The organism is Sphingobium sp., assembly GCF_036170395.1.
Taxonomy (GTDB): Bacteria; Pseudomonadota; Alphaproteobacteria; order Sphingomonadales; family Sphingomonadaceae; genus Sphingobium.
The window spans coordinates 1-19808 of the sequence record NZ_JAVHPD010000001.1; the positions used below are offsets into that span (position 1 = coordinate 1).

The following is a 19808-nucleotide window of genomic DNA, read 5'->3' on the forward strand; positions in this document are numbered from 1 at the left end:
CCGTCGAGGCCGAAGCGCTTGGTGCCGACATATTTGCGGCCCAGGAACTTCTCATATTGCTCGGCCTGGATGACCTTGGCCATGATCGCCTTCTTGCCCTCGGGCGTGAAGATGATCTCCTTGTCCTTGCCCTCCAGCCGGTCCTGGAGGAAGCGGCGCTCCTCCACATCGGCGATGTGCATATATTCCAGGCCGACATTGCCGCAATAGTTCGCGCGCAGGATCGACACGATCTCCGCCACGGTCGCATATTGCAGGCCCAGCGTGCCGCCGAGATAGATTTTCTTGTCGGGGTCGGTCAGGCCGTGATATTCCGGCGTCAGGTCGGCCGGCAGTTCGCGCTTGGACAGGCCCAGCGGATCGAGATTGGCGGCCAGGTGCCCACGCACGCGATAGGTGCGGATCAGCATCTGCGCGCGGATCGCGTCGTCGGCGGCGGCGACCGCATCGGCGTCGGACACGGCCTTGCCCGCGCTTTTGGCGGCAGCCTTCACCGCCACCTGCATCTGCGTCGGGTCCAGCGCCCCGGTCAGATCGTCGGTGTCGGTCAGCGGCCAATTGTCGCGCGCCCAGCTCGGGCCGCGCTCCAACTCCCCAACGCCTTCAAATGCTTCCTGGTTTTCGTAACCCATTTTCTTGTCCCATCTCAGCCGCGTGCAGTCGCGAAACGGGAGGATATAGCGGCCGGGGTGCAGCCCGGCCGCGTCTATATGTAGGAGTTATCTTACCCCTTCAAGACCTCGACCAGCGTGGAGCCCAGTTCGGACGGGCTGGCCGCGACCTTGATACCGGCGGCTTCCATCGCCGCGATCTTACTTTCCGCGTCGCCCTTGCCGCCCGACACGATCGCGCCGGCATGGCCCATGCGGCGGCCGGGAGGGGCGGTGCGACCGGCGATGAAGCCGGCCATCGGCTTCTTGCGGCCCTTCTTCGCCTCGTCGATCAGGAACTGGGCGGCCTGTTCTTCCGCGTCGCCGCCGATCTCGCCGATCATGATGATCGATTCGGTCGCGTCGTCGGCCAGGAACAGTTCCAGCACGTCGATGAAGTTGGTGCCGTTGACCGGATCGCCGCCGATGCCGACCGCCGTGGTCTGGCCGAGGCCCGCATTGGAGGTCTGGAACACCGCCTCATAGGTCAGCGTGCCCGAGCGCGAGACGACGCCGACGCTGCCCTTCTTGAAGATGGAACCGGGCATGATGCCGATCTTGCACTCGTCGGGGGTCAGCACGCCGGGGCAGTTCGGGCCGATCAGGCGCGACTTGGAACCGGAGAGCGCGCGCTTCACCCGCACCATGTCCAGCACCGGGATGCCTTCGGTGATGCAGACGATCAGCGGGATTTCCGCATCGATCGCCTCCAGGATCGAGTCCGCGGCGAACGGCGGCGGCACATAGATGACCGAAGCGTCCGCCCCGGTCTTGCTCTTGGCCTCGGCCACCGTGTCGAACATCGGCAGGCCGATATGCGTCGTGCCGCCCTTGCCCGGCGTCACGCCCCCGACCATCTGCGTACCATAGGCTAGCGCCTGCTCGGTATGGAAGGTGCCGGTGGCGCCGGTCATCCCCTGAGTGATGACCTTGGTGTTCTTGTTAACGAGGATGCTCATGCAAGTCTTGCCCTCTTGTTCCACCCCGGCGAAGGCCGGGGTCCAGTTCCTACGTCAGCGATAGCGTGCGGTCGTTCCGATCCGACTGACCGCCTCGCTCCCTGTCATTCCACCCCGGCGAAGGCCGGGGTCCAGTGTCCCGTCGCTCAGGGTCGTGCGATCCGCTCGTAAAGGTCCACCCATTCCGGGTTCGCCCCTTCGATCTCCCGCAACTTCCAGGCGCGCTTCCATTCCTTCATCTGCCGCTCCCGAAGGCGAGCGGCTTCCCAGCTATCGTGCACCTCATACCAGACGAGCAGCCGGCAGCCATATCGTGTCGTGAACCCAGGAACGACGCTGTTGCGATGCTCCCACACCCGCTTGGGAAGATCGACGGTGGAACCAAGATAGATGGTTCCATTCCGCCGATTTGCCATGATGTAGACGAAGGCAAGACCTTCCATCACAGCCTGCCCCTACTGGACCCCGGCCTTCGCCGGGGTGGTTCACATGATCAGGCTAGGCTGCCGTCAATACCCTTGCACGCGACCAGCAATTCCTTGACCGCGTCGATCGACACCTGGAGATAGCCCTTGGCCGTCTCGTCCAGGTCGATCTCGACCACCTGCTCGACGCCGCCCGCGCCGATGATGACCGGCACGCCGACATAGAGGTCATCGACGCCATATTGGCCGGTCAGGTGCGCGGCGCAGGGCAGCAGGCGCTTCTGGTCGTAGAGATAGGCCTCCGCCATCGCGATGCCGCTGGTCGCGGGCGCGTAGAAGGCCGATCCGGTCTTGAGCAGCCCGACGATCTCGCCGCCGCCCGAACGGGTGCGCGCGACGATCGCGTCGATCCGCTCCTGGGTGGAACGGCCCATCTTGATGAGGTCCGGGATCGGGATGCCCGCGACGGTCGAATAAGCCGGCACGGGCACCATCGTGTCGCCATGGCCGCCCAGCACGAAGCTGTTCACTTCCTTCACCGACACCTGGAACTCTTCCGCCAGGAAGTGGCTGAAGCGCGCCGAGTCCAGCACGCCCGCCATGCCGACGACCTTGTTGTGCGGCAGGCCAGAAAATTCGCGCAGCGCCCACACCATCGCATCGAGCGGGTTGGTGATGCAGATGACGAAGGCATTGGGCGCGTTATCGCGAATGCCCTCGCCCACCGCCTTCATGACCTTGAGGTTGATGCCGAGCAGGTCGTCGCGGCTCATGCCCGGCTTGCGGGCGACGCCGGCGGTGACGATGATGACATCGGCATCCTTGATGTCGGCATAATCGTTGGAACCCGTGATCTTCGCGTCGAAGCCTTCGACCGGCCCGCACTGGCTGAGGTCCAGCGCCTTGCCCTGGGGTATGCCCTCGACCACGTCGAACAGGACGATGTCGCCCAGACCCTTGAGCGCCGCCAGGTGCGCGAGCGTGCCGCCGATATTGCCAGCGCCGATCAGCGCGATCTTCTTACGGGCCATATGCTGTCATCCTCCAAGTCGTGACATTTGGAATTGCGGGATCGCCTACGCCCTTCGGACAAGGCTTTCAACCGGGGAAATCCGTCACGGGAAAATTATCTTTGCAATTGGTTCGCAATTGCATTAAACGTTACGCACAGCCTGTCGCTCGTCGGCTCCTACCCTGGCCGCGAGCCTTCCCTGCAGAGCTACCCTGCCGGGCGCGCATCTCCTCGGGCGCGCCCGGCCCCTTTTGCGCGCGCAAAGTTGCGGTAGAATGAAGGGCGGCCTGAACCGCAGGTCCGCTATTTCGGCCCGTGCCCCAGCGCCAGATAGTCGTCCGACTGCATTTCCATCAGCCGCGAGACGGTCCGCTCGAACTCGAACGCCCCATCGCCCTCGGGATACAGGCGCGCCGGCGAGGCATCCGCCGCCGCCAGCAGCTTGACCTTGTATTCATACAGGGAATCGATCAGCGTCACGAAGCGCGCCGCCTCGTTCCGTTTCTCCGGCCCCAGCACCGGAATCCCGACGATGATGACGGTGTGATATTTGCGCGCGATCGCGAGATAATCGGGCGCGCCCCGCGCCTCGACGCACAGCCGCTTGAAGGAAAAGACGGCGACGCCCTTCAGGCTTTTGGGCACATGCAGCGTCCGCCCGCCCTGCACCTTGATGTCCTCGGCCGGCACCTTCGCCCGGTCCTCGACCGCATAGTCGGTCAGGCGGAAGAAGGCCGCGCTCAGCGCCGCCGTCGCCTCCGGCCCGTTGGGGCAGTGCCACAGCGTCGCGTCGCCCAGCCGGTCGCGCCGGTAATCGGTCGGCCCATTGAGGCTCAGCACGTCCAGCTTCGCCTTGATGAGGTCGATGAACGGCAGGAACAGCTGGCGGTTGAGCCCGTCTTTGTAGAGATCGTCGGGCACGCGATTGGACGTGGTGACGATCGTCACCCGCTTTTCCATGAGGCCGGTGAACAGCCGCGACATGATCGCGGCGTCCGCCATATTGTTCACCACCATCTCGTCGAAGCACAGCAGCCGCGCTTCGTCCGCCAGCGACTCCACCACCGGCGGGATCGGATCGCCCGTTTCGGACTTGCGCGCCTCGGCGAGCCGGGCGTGGACATCGAGCATGAACTCGTGGAAATGCGCCCGCTTCTTGCGCTTCACTTGCACGGTATCGAAGAACAGGTCCATCAGCATCGATTTGCCGCGCCCCACCCCGCCCCAGATATAGAGGCCGCGCGGCGGCTCGGGGGCTTTGCGCAACAGCTTCCACAGCGTCGATCCGCGCGCCGGCACCGCCTCCAGTTCCTGCTGCAACCGATCGAGCCGTTGCGCCGCCGCGCGCTGGTCCGGGTCCGGCCGCAATTCGCCCGCCTGCACCAGCGCATCGTAGCGGGCCAGCACGCCCGTCATCTGGGCGTTGGCGCCTTGCGGATCGTGGCGGTGGAGGCCGCGACCGGCTCCCCCTCCTGGGTGATGAGCATCCGCAGGAACAGGAGGCGCCCGGTCTCGCGCAGCAACTCGACCTCGGCGATCAGGTCCGGCCCCACCTTCCCCGCGCCCAGATATTGCATGGTCAGGTCCAGCGTCACGCCATTGACCTGCGCCTCATGCCCCATGATCCACAGGCCGCCGAAATAGGCATGATCGGCGAAGGCCGCCAGAAACCCGCCATGCAGCATGTCCAGCCGGTTGCGATGGCTCGCGCGGGTCTCCAGCGCCACCAGCCCCTTGCCCGGCCCGGCGGCGCGCATATAGCCGCGGCCGATCACCTGGAGGAATGTATCGGGGCGCGGCTCGGCCCATCCGGCCCAGCCCGTCCATTTGCCTTCGCTCAGCGGCTCGCCGCCGGCAACGCCGTCACTCGTCAACTTACAACTGCCGCTCGACCATCATCTTCTTGGTCTCGGCGATCGCCTTGGCCGGGCTCAAACCCTTGGGGCAGACATTCGCGCAGTTCATGATGGTGTGGCAGCGATAGAGGCGGAACGGATCTTCCAGCTCGTCCAGCCGCTCGCCGGTATATTCGTCGCGGCTGTCCGCCAGCCAGCGATAGGCCTGGAGCAGGATCGCCGGTCCGAGGAACTTGTCGCTGTTCCACCAGTAGCTGGGGCAACTGGTCGAGCAGCAGGCGCACAGGATGCACTCGTACAGCCCGTCCAGCTTCTCGCGATCCTCCGGCGACTGGAGCCGCTCCTTGCCGCTCGGCGCGGGGCTGACGGTTTGCAGCCAGGGCTTGATGCTGTTGTACTGGGCATAGAAGTGCGTGAAGTCCGGCACCAGATCCTTGATGACGTCCATATGCGGCAGGGGGGTGATCTGCACCTCCTTGCCCGCGCACTCCTCGATCGCGGTGGTGCAGGCGAGGCCGTTCTTGCCGTTCATGTTCATCGAGCAGGAACCGCAAATGCCCTCGCGGCAGGAGCGGCGGAAGGTCACCGTCGGATCATATTCATTCTTGATCTTCAGCAGCGCGTCCAGAACCATCGGTCCGCAGCTGTCGAGGTCGACCTCGAACGTGTCGTAGCGCGGGTTCGCGCCCGAGTCGGGATCATAGCGATAGACTTTGAAGCTGCGGACATTGGTCGCCCCTTCGGGCGCCTTGTGGGTCGTGCCCTTGCCGTTGATCTTGCTGTTCTTGGGCAGAGAAAATTCGGCCATCGCGGTTCCAGCCTCTTGTCACGAAAATCTGTCGTTGGGGCAGCGCATAACAAAAAATAGGCAAAGGTCCAGCACCGACTATGGGGCATATCGTCCAATCCCATCCTGCCGTTCACGCGAACGACTTGCAAAGCGCGGCAGGCATGGCAATGCAGCAGGCGACCTGCACCCGACCCTTGTGAAAGCCCGCATGAGCCAGACGATCACCACCACCCTCGGCCCCGTCCGCCTGATCGGCGAGAATGCGACGCCGATCTGGGGCATGTCCAATGCCGAACGCAACCGCCGGATGGCGGAAAGCGCGGCCAAGAGCGGCAGCCGCCTCGCCCCCGGCCATGAACTTCTCTCCAACCTCGCTTATGCCTTCGACCCGCTGCTGCTGCGGCTTGCGCTCGACACGCCCGGCACGCTCTTCACCTGGGGGGAAGCCCCGATCGTCGGCCAGGTGGCGCAAGGCAGCGATCCCGCCACCGCGCCCCACATCATCGACCTCTCCGACGGGCGCAAGCTCTACAACCGCGCGCTGCGCAAGCTCGAACAGCCGATGGTGCGCGAACTCACCCCCGCCACCCGCCGCGCGATCGAGCGGCAAAGCTATTTTGGCGCCTATAAGGGCGTCACCGACATCCTCACCAAATATCTCTGGCCCGAACTCGCGCTGATCCTGACCCGCATCGCCGCGCAGCTCAGAATGACCCCCAACATGGTGTCGGTGATCGGCGTCGCCCTCTGCATCCTCGCGACGTTCCTGTTCGCGAAGGGCATGTACTGGAGCGGCTTCCTTAGCGGCTTCATCTTCATGGTGCTCGACACGGTGGACGGAAAGCTCGCTCGCTGCACCATCACCTCATCGAAATGGGGCAATGTCATCGACCATGGCGTCGATCTCGTCCATCCGCCCTTCTGGTGGTATTTCTGGGGCACCGGCCTCGTCTATTGGGGCCTGCCGTTGTCGCCCGCCGATTTCCGCTTCGTCATGGGCGCAGTGATCGCCGGCTATATTCTCCAGCGGGTGATAGAAGGTGCCTTCATCCGCGCCTTCGGGGGGATGCACATCCATGTCTGGCGGCCCTTCGACAGCTGGTTCCGCCTCATCACCGCGCGGCGCAATCCCAATATGGTCATCCTGTTCGTATCGCTGCTGTTCGGCCGCCCCGACCTTGGCCTCATCGCCCTCGCCTGGTGGACGATCCTCTCGCTGATCGTCCACGCCGTCCGCCTGGCCCAGGCTTATCTCATGAAAGCATCGGGCAGGCCGATCGTCAGCTGGATGGACGAGGCGGAGGCAGCGCTATGAACGCGACGATCGAAAAATTCGGCTGGCCCGCGACCCTGATCGCGGAGTTCGACCATTGGCTGGTCCTCCTCCGCCCCGCCCAGCCGACGCTGGGGTCGCTGGTGCTCGCGGCAAAGAGCGACGCCACCGCCTTCGGCGACCTCCCCGCCGCCGCCCATGCCGAACTCAAGACCGTCACCGCGACGATCGAAGCCGCCCTGCGCGGCGCGGTCGATTATGCAAAGATCAACTATCTGATGCTGATGATGGTCGACCCCCACGTCCATTTCCACGTCATCCCCCGCTACGAGGGAACACGCAGCGGCGGCGGCGTGACGATAGGGGACGCAGGCTGGCCGGGACAGCCGGACCTCGGCACAGCGATCAAGCTGGACGGCGATATGGAGGCCGTGCGCGACTGGCTGAAAGCACATTTTCTTGCCCCTCTCCCTTGAGGGAGAGGGATGCGAAGACTTGGCAGCGTGCTGCCTAGTCGTAGCTGGGTGAGGGGGCTGGACGTCACGAAAACGCGCCACCCTCCCCCTCATCCAACTGCGCCTAGGCTCGTTCCTCGCCAAGGCTCCATATCCTTCTCCCTCAAGGGAGAAGGCAACCCATCCCCCACCCCCCTTCCAAAGTAGGATTTCTTCTGGTCTATCCTCCCGGATGAACCGGCCCCTCCCCCGCACGCCACCCGTGACGCTGCCGACGCGGCGCGGGCGCGCGGCCGTCGCGTCGGCGGCGCGCGGCCGTGACCCGGGTGGCGCGCCATGCTGACCCGACAAGCGCGTCGCGAACGCGTCGCAGCGGCGTCGCGAGCGCCATCGGCCCGTAAAGCCCGACCACGGTGTGAACTTCGTAGGAGAGGCCTTGCCGTGACCCTAGGCCCGATAGCGCCCTTCGGCGGTCCACTTGGCCGTCAGCGCCTTTGCCGCCTCGACATCCTGCGGGAAATCCACCTCCTGCCATGCCAGCCCCTCGATCGACACGGTGCCGACCCGATTGCCCTTGGCGATGATGTCGATAGCCCGCAGATACCAGCGCTCGACCCCTTCGGGCGTGCGCATCATCTGGTCGATCTGGTTACGGAATATCGCCGGCCCCTCGCCGGTGAAGGCCAGCATCCCGATCGATTCGGCGTTGGTGTCGGGCGGCAGCAGGCGTTTCCCGATCGCGCGCAGCCGCCCGTCCGCGTCGCGGCTGACCTTCATGTCGTCATCGTCATAGTCGCCGTCGGGCTTCACATCGACGGTGACGGTGATCGCATCCTTCGCCCCGGCGATCAGCTTGCCGACGATTTCGTCCGAAATGATCGTGTCGCCGTTCAGGATGATGAAGTCCCTGTCCATCTCCTCCCGCACGATCCAGCAGGTGCCAAGATTGTCGGCCACCTGGAAGAAGGGGTTGAAGACGGTGCGGATGCGCGCCCCGGTTTCGCGATACAATTGCAGCGCATGGTCTTCGACCCGCTCGGTGCGAAAACCGGTGACGACGACGATGTCGGTCACGCCATTCGCCACCAGCGCCGCCACCTGCCAACTGATGAGGCTGCGGCCGTTGAAGTCGATCATGCATTTGGGGATGTCGCGGGTCAGCGGCAGCAGGCGCGATCCCTGGCCGGCGGACAAAATGATGGCTTTGGTGATGCTCATCGCCGCGCTGTAGAGCGGAATTTGGCCGAAAAAAAGGCGGCGTTTGCACTCGCCCGAGCGCTGGCCTACATCGCGCTGTCAGCACGCCAGCGAGGGGCCGTTCAGCGAGTGATGTTCAAGCGCAAGCCGGGCGCGGCGGGGGACGGGTTCGCGCGCATCCTGGCGAACACCGGATGGCTGCTGGGCGGCAAGGGCGTCGGCGCGGTGCTCAGCCTCGCCTATCTCGCCATCGTCACCCGGACTTTGGGCGTCGCCGATTTCGGCCGCTTCGCCCTGGTGCTGAGCGCAGCGCAGGTCATCAAGACATTGGTGAGCTTCGACAGCTGGCAGATCGTCGTGCGCTACGGCCAGCCCCATCTGGCGGCGGGCAACGGCGACGCGCTCAACCGGGTGCTGCGCTTCTGCATCCTCATCGATCTCGCTTCGGCGGTGGCGGGCGGCGCAATCGCGGCGGCGATCCTGCTCTTCTTCGGCGATATGCTCGATGTCGGCCCCGGCATGGCGCTTCAGGTCTGGATCTTCTGCATGGTGATGATGGTCACCATCCGCTCCAGCCCGACCGGCGTGCTGCGCCTGTTCGATCGCTTCGATTCCGCCGCCCTCGCTGAAACCATGGTGCCGGTCGGCCGGATGATCGGCGCGGTGCTGGCCCTTGTCTTCGCGCCCGGCATCACCGGCTTCCTCATCGCCTGGGGCGCGGCGGAACTGCTCTGCGCCATCAGCTACTGGTACCTGGCGCTGAAGGTCGGACGCGGCCGCATCGGCCATTGGCGCGCCGGCCGGGCGCTCGACGCGCCGCGCGAAAATCCCGGCATCGTCGGCTTTCTGACCGCCACCAATCTCCAGACCAGCCTCGCCTCGATCGGCCAGCAGGTCGCGGTGCTGATCGTCGGCGGCTTCGTCGGCCCGGCCGGCGCGGGTCTCTACCGCCTCGCCAACCAGCTCGCCAATTCGCTGACGAAAATCAGCAGCCTCCTCTCGCGCAGCATCTTCGTCGAACTGTCGCGCACCAGCACCCATGGCACCGAAGCGCTCGGCGCCCTGTTCCGCCGCACGAACAGACTGGCGCTGGCGGCGGGCGCGGTCATCATCCTGCTGATTGTCGCGATCGGCCATCCGCTGCTCGGCCTCATCGCCGGGCGCGAATTCCTGCCCGCCTACCCGCTGCTGCTGATGCTGGGGATCGCGGCCTGCATTGACCTCATCGGCGTCAGCTACCGCCCGCTGCTTATGGCGACCGACCGGGCGGGCCTGTCGCTCCGCATCACCTTCGTCTCGACCCTGCTGCTGCTCGGCCTGCAAGCCGCGCTGCTGCCGCTATACGGCACCAAAGGCGCGGCGATGGCGAACATCGTCGCCGCGCTCGCCGGCTTCGCCCTGATGGGCCTCGCCAGCCGCCGGGCGGTCGGCGCCTAATCGGTCAGGTCGTCGATCTCTGCGCCGGGGCCGTTCGTCTTGATCGACTCGATCGCATTCTTGGCGCCCGCCTTGCTGGCATAGCCTTCGGTCCAGAAGATCGTTTCGCTATTATATTTGAACTTGGCGACGAACTCGCCCGCCTTGTTCTTCTCGATCACGAACCTGTGCGCCATGCCTGCCTCCCCGGAAGTCGTTGCGTCAGCGAAACCGTGCCGGAGAATAGGCCGCCGCATCGATGCTGGCAAGCGCCGGCGGCAGCGCCGCCCCGCCCAGCAACGCCGCCCCGATCAGCGCGGCGGCCGGCGCGGTCTGGATGCCGAAGCCCCCTTGCCCGGCAAACCAGAAGAAGCCCGGCGCTTGGCAGTCGAACCCATAGACGGGCGCACGATCGGGCGAGAAGCTCCGCAGCCCCGCCCATTCATGCTCGACCCCGCCGACCCGCCAGTCGACCGCGTCCTCGAACCGGGCGATCGCTTCCGCCACCGCCAGCTCCTCCGGCGCAGCGTCGCAGGGGGGCGAGGGTTCCTCGTCATGCGGCGTCAGCCACAGCCGCCCCGCCCCCTCGGGCTTGAAATAGAAGCGCTGCCGCAGGTCCATGATGAGCGGCAGGTCGGGCGAGGGCAGGTCGGGCGTTCGGATCTGCACCACCGTCCGCCGCAACGGCGCGATGCCGATCGGCGCAACCCCGCAGGCAACCGCGACCTCATCCGCCCACGCGCCCGCCGCGTTGACGATCAGCCCGCACTCGATCGCCCCGTCCCGCGTCTCGATCCGCCAGCCGTCGCCCAAACGCCGCGCCACCTCCAGTCCCGCTGCAAGCCGCATTTCGCCGCCCCGCCGCCGGAAGCGCCGCAAATAGGCCTGGTGCAGCGCCGCCACCTCGATGTCCTGGCAACTCGCCTCCATCAGGCCCACGGTCCACTCAGGCCGCAACCCCGGCACCAGCCCCTGCGGATCGACCGGCCGCAAATCGACCGCGCCGGCGAACTCGGCAATCATGGCGTCGCGCAGCCCCTCGTCCCCCGCCCGCCCGATATGCAGCGACCCGCGCGGCGACAGGAAACTACCCTCATGAAAATCGGCATCAGGCGACGCGAGCATCGCCCCCGATGCGGTAGTCAGCGGCTGCACCACCGCCCCGCCATAGGTCTCCTCCCAAAAGGCGACCGAACGCCCGGTGGCATGATATCCCGCCCGATCCTCCATCTCCAGGATCGTCACTCTGGCAAAGGCAGCCAACTCCGCCCCCAGGCTCGCCCCCGCCATGCCGCCGCCGACGATCACGATATCGGGCCGGCTCACCTGGCAACCTCGTCCAGAAAGCCGTCAATGCGCTTCAGCGCGTCCAGCCGAACCGGGTCCATCTCGCGCAAAATCTCGTGCGCGGCCTCCCTGCCATAGATGTGCAGCCGCGCGCCCGGAATACGCGCCGCCATCGCCCGGATCGCCGGCGTCGATACCAATGCGTCAGCCTTCGTCGCCAGGATCAGCATCGGCGCGGCGATCCGCGCCACCGCATCCCCTCGCGCCAGCGCCCGCGTGGATTCCAGTGCCTGCAACACCCAGGTCCAGCTCGGCGGCCCCAGCGCCACGTCCCGGCTATGGTCCCGCCACCACAATTCGTCGGCATAGCGCTCGGGATCGTGGGTCAGTCGTTTCTGCCGGATGCGGTTCAGCCGCTCGGACCCTTCCTTCTGGGTCCAGGCTTGCTTCTCCCCCTGCCCCAGAGCCACCATCGCCCGCGCGACCAGATGCGCCAGCCACAGCGGCAGCGGCGCGCTGTGCAGCCCCAGCATCGGCGCGGTAAGCACCACGGCATCGGGCGGCTCCAACCCCTCGGCCAACGCGCGCAACAGCATATGCCCGCCCATAGAATGGCCGACCATCACGCAAGGCCCATCACCCTCGGCTCGCCACTCGGCCGCCAGCGCGGCAAGGTCCGCGATCCAGTGGCCGAAATCCCCGATATGCCCGCACAGTGGGTCGTCGGTCAGCCGGCCCGATCCGCCCTGCCCGCGCCAGTCGAAGCTGGTGACGGCCCAGCCCCGCTCCGCCCAATGGTGGATGACCTCCAGATATTTCTCGATCATGTCGCCGCGCCCGCCCAGCACCAGCATCCGCCCGCGCGCACCGCTGCCCAGCCGATAGCGGCGGATCGGCCAGCCGTCGGGCGCGGTCCAGTAATCGAGCCGCCCACCCATCGGCCAAGCGCGCCGGTCGAAGGACGGTACGGCGGCAAGGCCGGGGAAATCAGGCGAATCCATGGGGCGCATGGTTACGCTTTGGTAAGCCATCTGGTCTAGGGACAAGCCCCATGTCGGGGGATTTTTTCAGACTGGCGCTGGTCGCCGTCCTGGGCGCGCTGCTGATCGTCGCGGCGATCACGGACCTGCGCGCGCGCATCATCTCCAACCGGCTGAACTTCGCGATCGCGTTGCTGGCGCTGCCCTGGTGGATCGCCTGCGGTGCGTCGCCCTGGCCGGACATGGCGGTGCAACTGCTCGCCGGCCTTGTCGTGTTCGCCCTGTTCGCCGCGCTCTTCGCCTTCGGCCTGATGGGCGGCGGCGACGTCAAGCTGCTCGGCGCGCTGGCGCTCTGGTTCCCGTGGCAGGTGACCCTGTCGCTGCTCGTCCTGATGGCGATGCTCGGCGGGCTCGTAACCCTGGTTACGATCATCCATCACAGGATCGCCAAAAAACAGGGTCAGCCGGAAATACCCTACGGCGTCGCCATTTCGGTCGCGGCTTTGTGGGTGATTGGCGAACGATATCTTAACCAATTTGCGTGATGAGTAGGGTGCCGGGGGCAGTGCACCCATTTGAGGGAGGCGAATTTCGTCATGGACGCTAAGAAGATCGTGCTGCTGGTGGGGGCGCTTATCATAGCCGTCACTACCGCCTTGCTTGCGCGCAGCATGTTGAGTTCATCGAGCGCGCCGCAGGTCAACGCTGCGGCCATGCCGAATGAGGCCGAACTGCCGCACGTCCTGGTGGCGACCAAGGCGTTGCCGGTCGGCACCATCCTGGACGCGGAGAGCTTCCGCTTCCAGCCCTGGCCCAAGGATCTGGTCGAACAGGCCTATTATCTGAAAAGCCAGGCCGATCCCGCCAAGCTCGCCGGCAGCGTCGTGCGCACCGCCATCACGGCCGGGCAGCCGCTGACCCAGGGCGCGCTCGTGAAGCCGGGCGAACGCGGCTTCCTCGCCGCTGCGCTCGGGCCGGGCATGCGCGCCGTGACGGTGCCGGTGTCGGCGCAAAGCTCGGTCGCGGGCTTCGTCTTCCCCGGCGACCGCGTTGATCTGGTCCTGACGCAAAGCGTGTCGGGCGGCGGCGACGGCGAACCGCTCAAGGTGTCCGAAACCATCCTGCGCAATCTGCGCGTGCTCGCCACCGACCAGCGCATGGACGCGATGGGCGAAGACGGCAAGCCGGTGGTCCAGACCTATTCCAACGTCACTGTCGAAGTGACGCCCAAGATCGCGGAGAAGATCGCGGTCGCACAGACCATCGGGTCGCTCAGCATGTCGCTCCGCTCGATCGCCGACACTGCGTCGGATCTCGACGCGGCGATCGCCGGCACCGATGTCGACCTGCCTGGCAGCGCCAATCCGAACGCCGAAAAGGCGCTGATCGCGAAGCTCGCGGCGCGCCCGGTCGATCGCGGCTCCACCTATTCGACCGGCGCCGATGTCTCGCGCTACCAGCGCAGCAGCGTGCCGGCCAAAGCCGAAGCGCCGATCCCGTCCATGATGGCCGCCAATGGCGCGCCAGTCGGCACGGTCGCTTTCAAGGGACCAGTGATCCGCGTCGCGCGCGGCACCAATGTGACCGAAGTTCCGGTCGGGGGTAAGTGAGATGAAGAGCTTGCATAATCGCGCCCCGCGCCTCGCCGCTCCGGCGATCGCGCTCGGCCTTGCGGTCGCGGCGGTCGCGGCCCCCACCACGGCGCTCAACGCCGCTCCCTCCAGCACGCAGGACAATGCGATCCTGATGTCGGTCGGCGGCAGCCGGGTGGTGAACCTCGGCTCGGCCATGTCGGACGTGGTGATCGCCAATCCCGAAGTGGTGGACGTCCATGTCCGCTCGCAGAACCAGCTCTACCTGATTGCGAAGAAGGCCGGCGAAACGACCGTCTTTGCGACCGCCAAGAATGGCAAGGTGCTGTTTTCGGGCACGGTCCGGGTCGGCAACAACCTGACCAGCATCGACGACATGCTCCGCCTGGCGATGCCCGGCGCGGACATTGCGGTCAACAAGATGAACGGCATGGTCCTGCTCACCGGCACCATCCAGGCGCCCGAAGACGCGGCCGAGGCCGAACGCCTGACCCAGGCGTTCGTCGGCAAGGACGTGACCGTCGTCAGCCGCCTCCGCATGGCGACGCCGTTGCAGGTCATGCTCCAGGTCAAGATCGCCGAAGTCAGCAAGGATGTCGGCCACAAGATCGGCGTCAATCTTGCTTCGGTCGATCGCAGCTCTGGCACGGCAGGCTATGTTGGAGGCGGCAGGCGCGCGTTTGCCACCTACAATCGGGGGGATACTACCGCGACGGTGAACTCAGACGGCACCTCAACCGTTACCGGGACGCCAAGCTACTGGACCTTCAACCAAGTGTTTGACGGCAGCTACAGCATTGGCGGCGTTGCCCGCATCTTGGGCATCGACGTTGCTGCCGCGCTGGATCTCGCGGAGTCGAGCGGCCTTGCGTCTACACTGGCGCAGCCCAACCTGACCTCGCTGTCGGGCGAAACCGCCAGCTTCCTTGCGGGCGGCGAATATCCCTACACGGTGAACAACGGACCGTCCTCGGGCAACAGCATCGAATTCAAGCAATATGGCGTGCAGCTTGCCTTCACCCCCACCGTGCTTGCCGATGGCCGCATCTCTCTGCGCGTCCGTCCGACCGTGTCGAGCCTCGACTTCTCGGTCAACGCCAACGTCCCTGCGCTGAAAAGTCGCACAGCCGAGACCACCGTCGAGCTGGGTTCGGGCCAGGCCTTCATGATCGCGGGCCTGCTGAATGCGGAAACCAGCAACGGCGTCGACAAAGTGCCGGGCCTCGGCGACATTCCGATCCTGGGCAGCCTGTTCAAGTCGCGCAGCTTCCAGCGCAACGAGACCGAACTGGTGATCGTCGTAACCCCCTATCTGGTGAAGCCGATGAACGCGCAGGACGTGCGCCTGCCGACCGACGGCTTCCGCAACGCCACCCAGCTTCAGGGCCTGCTGCTGCAACAGGGGCAGGACGGCATCAGCGGGCATCCGGGCAACAAACCGCAGCGCGGCCCCACCGGTCCCACGCCCGCGCCCGGCCCGCAGGCCGCAGCGCCGCTGCCGCCGGTCGCCGCCCGCTCCACCGGCAAGGGGCCTGTGACCCCCGGCTTCAGCTTCTGACGGAAGGATAGACCCGATGACTTCTCCCCTCTCCACCCGTCGCTGCCTGACCGCGCTGACCCTCGTCCTCATCGCTGCGCTGCCGATGACGGCCGAGGCCGCCGGCCGCAAACGCGAAACCAACCGCAGCGTCGATTCGGTGCATCAGCCCGTCGTCAGCCACAGCGCCTACACCTATGACGCTCTGGTCGGCCCCGGCGGCCTTTCGCCGCAGGAAATGGTGCGCCTGAACGACTGGTTCGCCTCGATCGGTCTCGGCTATGGCGATCAGGTCGCGGTCGCAGCCGATGCCGGCTATTATGACACCGCCATCCGCGACGCCATCGCCGACGTCGCTGCGCGCTACGGCCTGCTGGTCGGCGAGGACAGTTCCGGCGCGGCCGGCGCAGCGCCTGCCGGCAGCGTCCGCCTGATCGTCCGCCGCGCGACGGCCCGGGTGCCGAGCTGCCCCGACTGGCGCGACACGCAGGAAACCAACATGACCTTGGGCGGCGGGGCCAATTTCGGTTGCGGCGTCAACAGCAACTGGGCGGCGATGGTCGCCAACCCCGAAGACCTCGTGCGCGGCCAGACGACCGACAGCGATCTTCGCACTGCGACCTCGAACCGCGCCATTTCCGCCTATCGTGAAAAGGCGCCCAGCGGTGCGGGCGACCTCAAGCAGATCACCGCAGGAGGCCAGTAACATGAACGCACCCTGGAAACCCGGCATGACGGGACAGCGTGACCCGTTCCACGCCTTCGTCTGCGACGATCACAGCTTCGACCTGCTGCGCGCGGTCGCATCCGAACTGGGCTGGGCGCCCGAGAAGGTGAACAAGGGCGGGATGCGCAACGCGGTCCAGAGCCTGTCGATCACCGCCTCGCCCCAGATCCTGTTCGTCGACATGTCCGAAAGCGGCGATCCGCTGAACGACATCAACAGCCTTGCCGAAGTCTGCGAGCCCGGCACGGTGGTGATCGCCGCCGGCCAGGTCAATGACGTTCGCCTTTATCGCGATCTCGTCGCCAGCGGCATTCAGGACTATCTCCTGAAGCCCTTCGGCGCGGATCAGCTGCGCGACGCGCTGACCCAGGCGCAGGCGGTGTTCATGGCGCCGCGCGACACCGGCCCGGAACGTCCGCACTGCACCATCGCGGTGATCGGCACGCGCGGCGGCGTCGGCGCGTCCAGCGTCGCGACCTCGCTTGCCTGGCTGTTGTCGGAAAAGAAGAAGCGCCCGACCGCGCTGCTCGATCTCGACGTCCATTTCGGCACCAACGCGCTGGCGATGGACCTGGAGCCGGGCCGTGGCCTCACCGACGCGATCGAGAATCCCAGCCGCATCGACGGCCTGTTCATCGAACGCGCGATGGTGCGGGCGAGCGACACGCTGGCGATCCTGTCGGCCGAAGCGCCGATCAGCCAGCCGATGCTGACCGACGGCGGCGCCTTCTACCAGCTGCTGGAAGAATTTCGCCTGGCCTTCGAATGCAGCGTCATCGACCTGCCGCGGGGCATGCTGATCCAGCATCCGCACCTCATGACCGACGTCAATGTGACGTTGGTGGTGACAGAGCTGACGCTGGCGGCCGCGCGCGACACGATCCGCATCCTGTCCTGGCTCAAGAGCAACGCGCCGCAGGGCCGGGTGATCGTGGTCGCCAACCGGGTTCATGCCGGCTCGCCCGAAATCAGCCGCAAGGATTTCGAGCAGTCGATCGAGCGCAAGGTGGACCTGATAATCCCCTTCGACCTGCGCGTCGCCGCGCAGGCGGCCAAGCTCGGCAAGACCATCGCGGAGACCGCCAAGGGCAGCAAGCTCGGCGCCGCCTGCACGGCGATGCTCGACGAAGTGCTCGGCGCGGCGGATGCCGGCGCGGCCGCCGATGCGCCGGCCAAGGGCGGCGCGAAGGCGAGCGTGAAGAAGGGCGACTCCCTCCTCGGCAAGCTGGATTTCAAATCGATGATCCCCTCGCGCCGCAAGGACAAGGTGGCGCAGGACGATTGATGGCGCACGCCGCCCCTTATGGGACGGCGACGCTTCCTTGAATGAACAGGCGACCAGATGGACGGCAATTTCATCCTGATAGCGGTGTTGATCGCCACGATGGTGGGTCTGGCGGCCTTCGCCTTCGCCGGCCCGTCGCCTGAAAAGGCGCGCAAGCGGCGCGTCGCCATGATCCGCGGGCGGCACAGCGATTCGGCCGAGGCGATGCTCGAAGCGCGGATGCGCCGCGCCATCTCCAACCGCCCCACCGGCACCGAGATGAAGGTTCTTTCCTCGCTCGTCCCGAACCCCGAAAATCTGACCAAACGCCTGCGGATGACGGGCAAGAAGTGGACGCTCAACGGCTATATGACGACCTGCGCGGTCATAGCCCTGCTAATCACCGCTTTCCTCGTCCTGCGCGGCTTTCCCTTCCTGTTCGCGATGATGGTCGGCCTCGCCGCCGGTCTCGGCCTCCCCCACTGGTGGGTCGGCGTGGTTATCAAGAAGCGGGTGGACAAGTTCACCGCCAAATTCCCCGACGCGCTCGAACTGCTGACCCGCGGCCTGCGCTCGGGTCTGCCGATCGGCGAGACTCTGGGCGTCATATCGAGCGAAATTCCGGGGCCGGTGGGCGAAGAGTTCAAGCTCATCACCGAACGCATCAAGATCGGCAAGACGATGGAGCAAGCGCTTCAAGAGACCGCCGATCGCCTCGGCACCGCCGAATTCCAGTTCTTCGTCATCACTCTGTCGATCCAGCGGGAAACCGGCGGCAACCTCGCCGAAACCCTGTCGAACCTGGCGACCGTGCTGCGCCAGCGCGCGCAGATGAAGCTCAAGATCCGCGCCATGTCCTCGGAATCGAAGGCGTCGGCCTATATCATCGGCGCGCTGCCGTTCCTCGTCTTCGCGATGATCTGCTACGTCAACTACGACTATATGCTCCCGTTCTTCACCCCCGATCCGACCGGCATCTTCGGCCTCGGCACGATGCAGGTCGTGGGCATCGGCGGCATGATCTGGATGGGCATCGGCGCCTTCATCATGGCCCAGATGATCAACTTCGAGATTTGAGCGGGAGCAAGGAACGATCATGGAAGCCGCCCCTCCCGCCGGAACCCTCTTCGGGCTGACCGCCACCGATTTCGGCACGCTGCTCGCCGCGCTGGCGACGCTCGCTGTCCTCGCCGCCCTCTATGCGGTGATGACGGTGCGCGATCCGATGGCCAAGCGCGTGAAAGCGCTCAACGACCGCCGCGAACAGCTCAAGGCCGGCATCACCGCCTCGACCGCCAAGCGCCGCGCCAAACTGGTCAAGAAGAACCAGGCGACCGATCAGATGCGCTCCTTCCTGTCGAGCCTCAAGGTGCTTCAGGACGACCAGCTCAAGGACGCGCAGATCCGCCTCGCGCAGGCCGGCATCCGCTCGAAGGACTGGGCCGTCGCCGTCATCTTCGGCCGCATGATCCTGCCGATCGTGATCGGCGGTCTGGCTGCGGTCCTGCTCTATGGCGTCGGCATCCAGCCCGAATGGGGGCCATTGAAGCGCTTCTTCGCCTTCGCCGTCGCGCTGCTGCTCGCCTATAAGGCGCCCGACATCTTCATCGACAACAAGGTGCAGAAGCGCGCCGCCGCGATCCGCAAGGGGCTGCCCGACGCGCTCGACCTGCTCGTCATCTGCGCCGAAGCCGGCCTCACCGTCGATGCCGCCTTCAGCCGCGTCGCGCGCGAACTGGGCAAGGCATACCCGGAACTGGGCGACGAGTTCCAGCTGACTGCGATCGAACTCAGCTTCCTCACCGAACGCCGCATGGCGTTTGAGAATCTCGCGACCCGCGTGAAGCTCGACGCGGTCAAGGGCGTCGTCACGACGATGATCCAGACCGAAAAATACGGCACGCCGCTTGCCTCGGCGCTGCGCGTCCTTTCGGCTGAATTCCGCCACGAACGCATGATGCGCGCGGAGGAAAAGGCTGCCCGCCTGCCCGCGATCATGACCGTGCCGCTGATCCTCTTCATTCTGCCGACGCTGTTCGTCGTCATTCTGGGTCCGGCCGCCTGCTCGATCAGCAAGGCCTTCTGAAAAATCCGCCGACGCCCATCGGCTTTGCCGTAGCGTCGCGACACTTGCCCCCCGCCCCGCCCGAAAAAGGCGGTGGCGGGCGTCCTTTTTCCCGCCTATTCCGATGACTTAATGAAAAGGCAATTATGTGTTTTGCAAAGCTGGTGTCGTGTGCCGAGCAGGGCATCCTCCCCTGGAAGGGGAGGTGTCGCGTGCGAAGCGCGTGACGGAGGGGTGTCGCCCTATCGATAGCTGGACACCCCTCCGTCTGGCCTGCGGCCAGCCACCTCCCCTTACAGGGGAGGATTTTAGTTCTGGGTCTT

The 19808-nt window shown here is 65.9% G+C and carries 20 protein-coding genes and 1 pseudogene; 10 read left to right on the forward strand and 11 right to left on the reverse strand.

Annotation, left to right across the window (positions count from 1 at the left end; genetic code table 11):
- From sucA to V2B31_RS00035, 7 genes and pseudogenes are all read right to left on the reverse strand, one after another.
- A pseudogene (gene sucA, locus V2B31_RS00005) lies at positions 1-632 on the reverse strand (2-oxoglutarate dehydrogenase E1 component); the annotation flags it as partial.
- 92 nt (positions 633-724) lie between these two features.
- Positions 725-1609, reverse strand: coding sequence for a succinate--CoA ligase subunit alpha (gene sucD, locus V2B31_RS00010; RefSeq protein ID WP_328274173.1), 885 nt, complete (start codon positions 1607-1609; stop codon positions 725-727).
- 146 nt (positions 1610-1755) lie between these two features.
- Positions 1756-2052: a GIY-YIG nuclease family protein gene (locus tag V2B31_RS00015; RefSeq protein ID WP_328274174.1), complete on the reverse strand. Its 297-nt coding sequence runs from the start codon at positions 2050-2052 to the stop codon at positions 1756-1758.
- Positions 2053-2102: 50 nt separating this feature from the next.
- The gene (gene mdh, locus V2B31_RS00020; protein ID WP_328274175.1) at positions 2103-3065 is read right to left on the reverse strand and encodes a malate dehydrogenase; all 963 of its coding nucleotides are present in this window, start codon (positions 3063-3065) and stop codon (positions 2103-2105) included.
- 284 nt (positions 3066-3349) lie between these two features.
- Entirely contained in the window at positions 3350-4462 is a 1113-nt protein-coding gene (gene zapE, locus V2B31_RS00025; protein ID WP_328274176.1) for a cell division protein ZapE, read from the reverse strand.
- Entirely contained in the window at positions 4459-4920 is a 462-nt protein-coding gene (locus V2B31_RS00030; protein ID WP_328274177.1) for a PaaI family thioesterase, read from the reverse strand. Before V2B31_RS00030 ends, zapE begins: the two co-directional genes overlap by 4 nt.
- Position 4921: 1 nt before the next feature.
- The gene (locus V2B31_RS00035) at positions 4922-5710 is read right to left on the reverse strand and encodes a succinate dehydrogenase iron-sulfur subunit (protein WP_328274178.1); all 789 of its coding nucleotides are present in this window, start codon (positions 5708-5710) and stop codon (positions 4922-4924) included.
- 190 nt (positions 5711-5900) lie between these two features.
- Here V2B31_RS00035 and V2B31_RS00040 point away from each other — a divergent pair, with 190 nt between their 5' ends.
- Complete coding sequence (locus V2B31_RS00040) at positions 5901-7007, forward strand: CDP-alcohol phosphatidyltransferase family protein (RefSeq protein WP_328274179.1); 1107 nt, start codon at positions 5901-5903, stop codon at positions 7005-7007.
- Entirely contained in the window at positions 7004-7441 is a 438-nt protein-coding gene (locus V2B31_RS00045; RefSeq protein WP_328274180.1) for an HIT family protein, read from the forward strand. The genes V2B31_RS00040 and V2B31_RS00045 overlap by 4 nt, the downstream gene beginning before the upstream one ends.
- 426 nt (positions 7442-7867) lie before the next feature.
- Here the strand turns inward: V2B31_RS00045 and V2B31_RS00050 are convergent, their stop codons facing one another.
- On the reverse strand, positions 7868-8638 hold the full coding sequence (locus tag V2B31_RS00050; protein ID WP_328274181.1) for a phosphocholine cytidylyltransferase family protein: 771 nt from the start codon (positions 8636-8638) through the stop codon (positions 7868-7870).
- Between the two features lie 111 nt (positions 8639-8749).
- On the opposite strand from V2B31_RS00050, the gene V2B31_RS00055 reads away from it, so the two are divergent.
- Positions 8750-10054, forward strand: a complete 1305-nt coding sequence (locus V2B31_RS00055) for a lipopolysaccharide biosynthesis protein (protein WP_328274272.1) — start codon at positions 8750-8752, stop codon at positions 10052-10054.
- Here V2B31_RS00055 and V2B31_RS00060 read toward each other — a convergent pair.
- Genes V2B31_RS00060 through V2B31_RS00070 form a run of 3 tightly spaced genes read right to left on the reverse strand, consistent with a single transcriptional unit; the run spans position 10051 to position 12330 of the window.
- Positions 10051-10230, reverse strand: coding sequence for a YegP family protein (locus tag V2B31_RS00060; RefSeq protein ID WP_328274182.1), 180 nt, complete (start codon positions 10228-10230; stop codon positions 10051-10053). The two genes, V2B31_RS00055 and V2B31_RS00060, sit on opposite strands and share 4 nt — an antisense overlap.
- A 25-nt stretch (positions 10231-10255) precedes the next feature.
- Positions 10256-11359: an NAD(P)/FAD-dependent oxidoreductase gene (locus tag V2B31_RS00065; RefSeq protein ID WP_328274183.1), complete on the reverse strand. Its 1104-nt coding sequence runs from the start codon at positions 11357-11359 to the stop codon at positions 10256-10258.
- Complete coding sequence (locus V2B31_RS00070) at positions 11356-12330, reverse strand: alpha/beta hydrolase (protein ID WP_328274184.1); 975 nt, start codon at positions 12328-12330, stop codon at positions 11356-11358. The genes V2B31_RS00065 and V2B31_RS00070 overlap by 4 nt, the downstream gene beginning before the upstream one ends.
- A 41-nt stretch (positions 12331-12371) precedes the next feature.
- Between V2B31_RS00070 and V2B31_RS00075 the strand changes: the two genes are divergently transcribed.
- The 7 genes from V2B31_RS00075 to V2B31_RS00105 are packed head-to-tail and all read left to right on the forward strand — an operon-like array spanning position 12372 to position 19506.
- On the forward strand, positions 12372-12845 hold the full coding sequence (locus V2B31_RS00075) for an A24 family peptidase (protein ID WP_328274185.1): 474 nt from the start codon (positions 12372-12374) through the stop codon (positions 12843-12845).
- Between the two features lie 51 nt (positions 12846-12896).
- Entirely contained in the window at positions 12897-13910 is a 1014-nt protein-coding gene (cpaB, locus tag V2B31_RS00080) for a Flp pilus assembly protein CpaB (protein ID WP_328274186.1), read from the forward strand.
- A 1-nt stretch (position 13911) separates the two neighbouring features.
- Positions 13912-15450 (forward strand): type II and III secretion system protein family protein, encoded by a 1539-nt coding sequence (locus tag V2B31_RS00085; RefSeq protein ID WP_328274187.1) that lies wholly within the window; start codon positions 13912-13914, stop codon positions 15448-15450.
- A gap of 16 nt (positions 15451-15466) precedes the next feature.
- Positions 15467-16135 (forward strand): CpaD family pilus assembly protein, encoded by a 669-nt coding sequence (locus V2B31_RS00090; RefSeq protein WP_328274188.1) that lies wholly within the window; start codon positions 15467-15469, stop codon positions 16133-16135.
- Between the two features lies 1 nt (position 16136).
- The gene (locus tag V2B31_RS00095) at positions 16137-17441 is read left to right on the forward strand and encodes a pilus assembly protein CpaE (RefSeq protein WP_328274189.1); all 1305 of its coding nucleotides are present in this window, start codon (positions 16137-16139) and stop codon (positions 17439-17441) included.
- 57 nt (positions 17442-17498) lie between these two features.
- Entirely contained in the window at positions 17499-18497 is a 999-nt protein-coding gene (locus V2B31_RS00100) for a type II secretion system F family protein (protein ID WP_328274190.1), read from the forward strand.
- A 19-nt stretch (positions 18498-18516) separates the two neighbouring features.
- On the forward strand, positions 18517-19506 hold the full coding sequence (locus V2B31_RS00105; RefSeq protein WP_328274191.1) for a type II secretion system F family protein: 990 nt from the start codon (positions 18517-18519) through the stop codon (positions 19504-19506).
- The last annotated feature ends 302 nt before the right edge of the window (positions 19507-19808 follow it).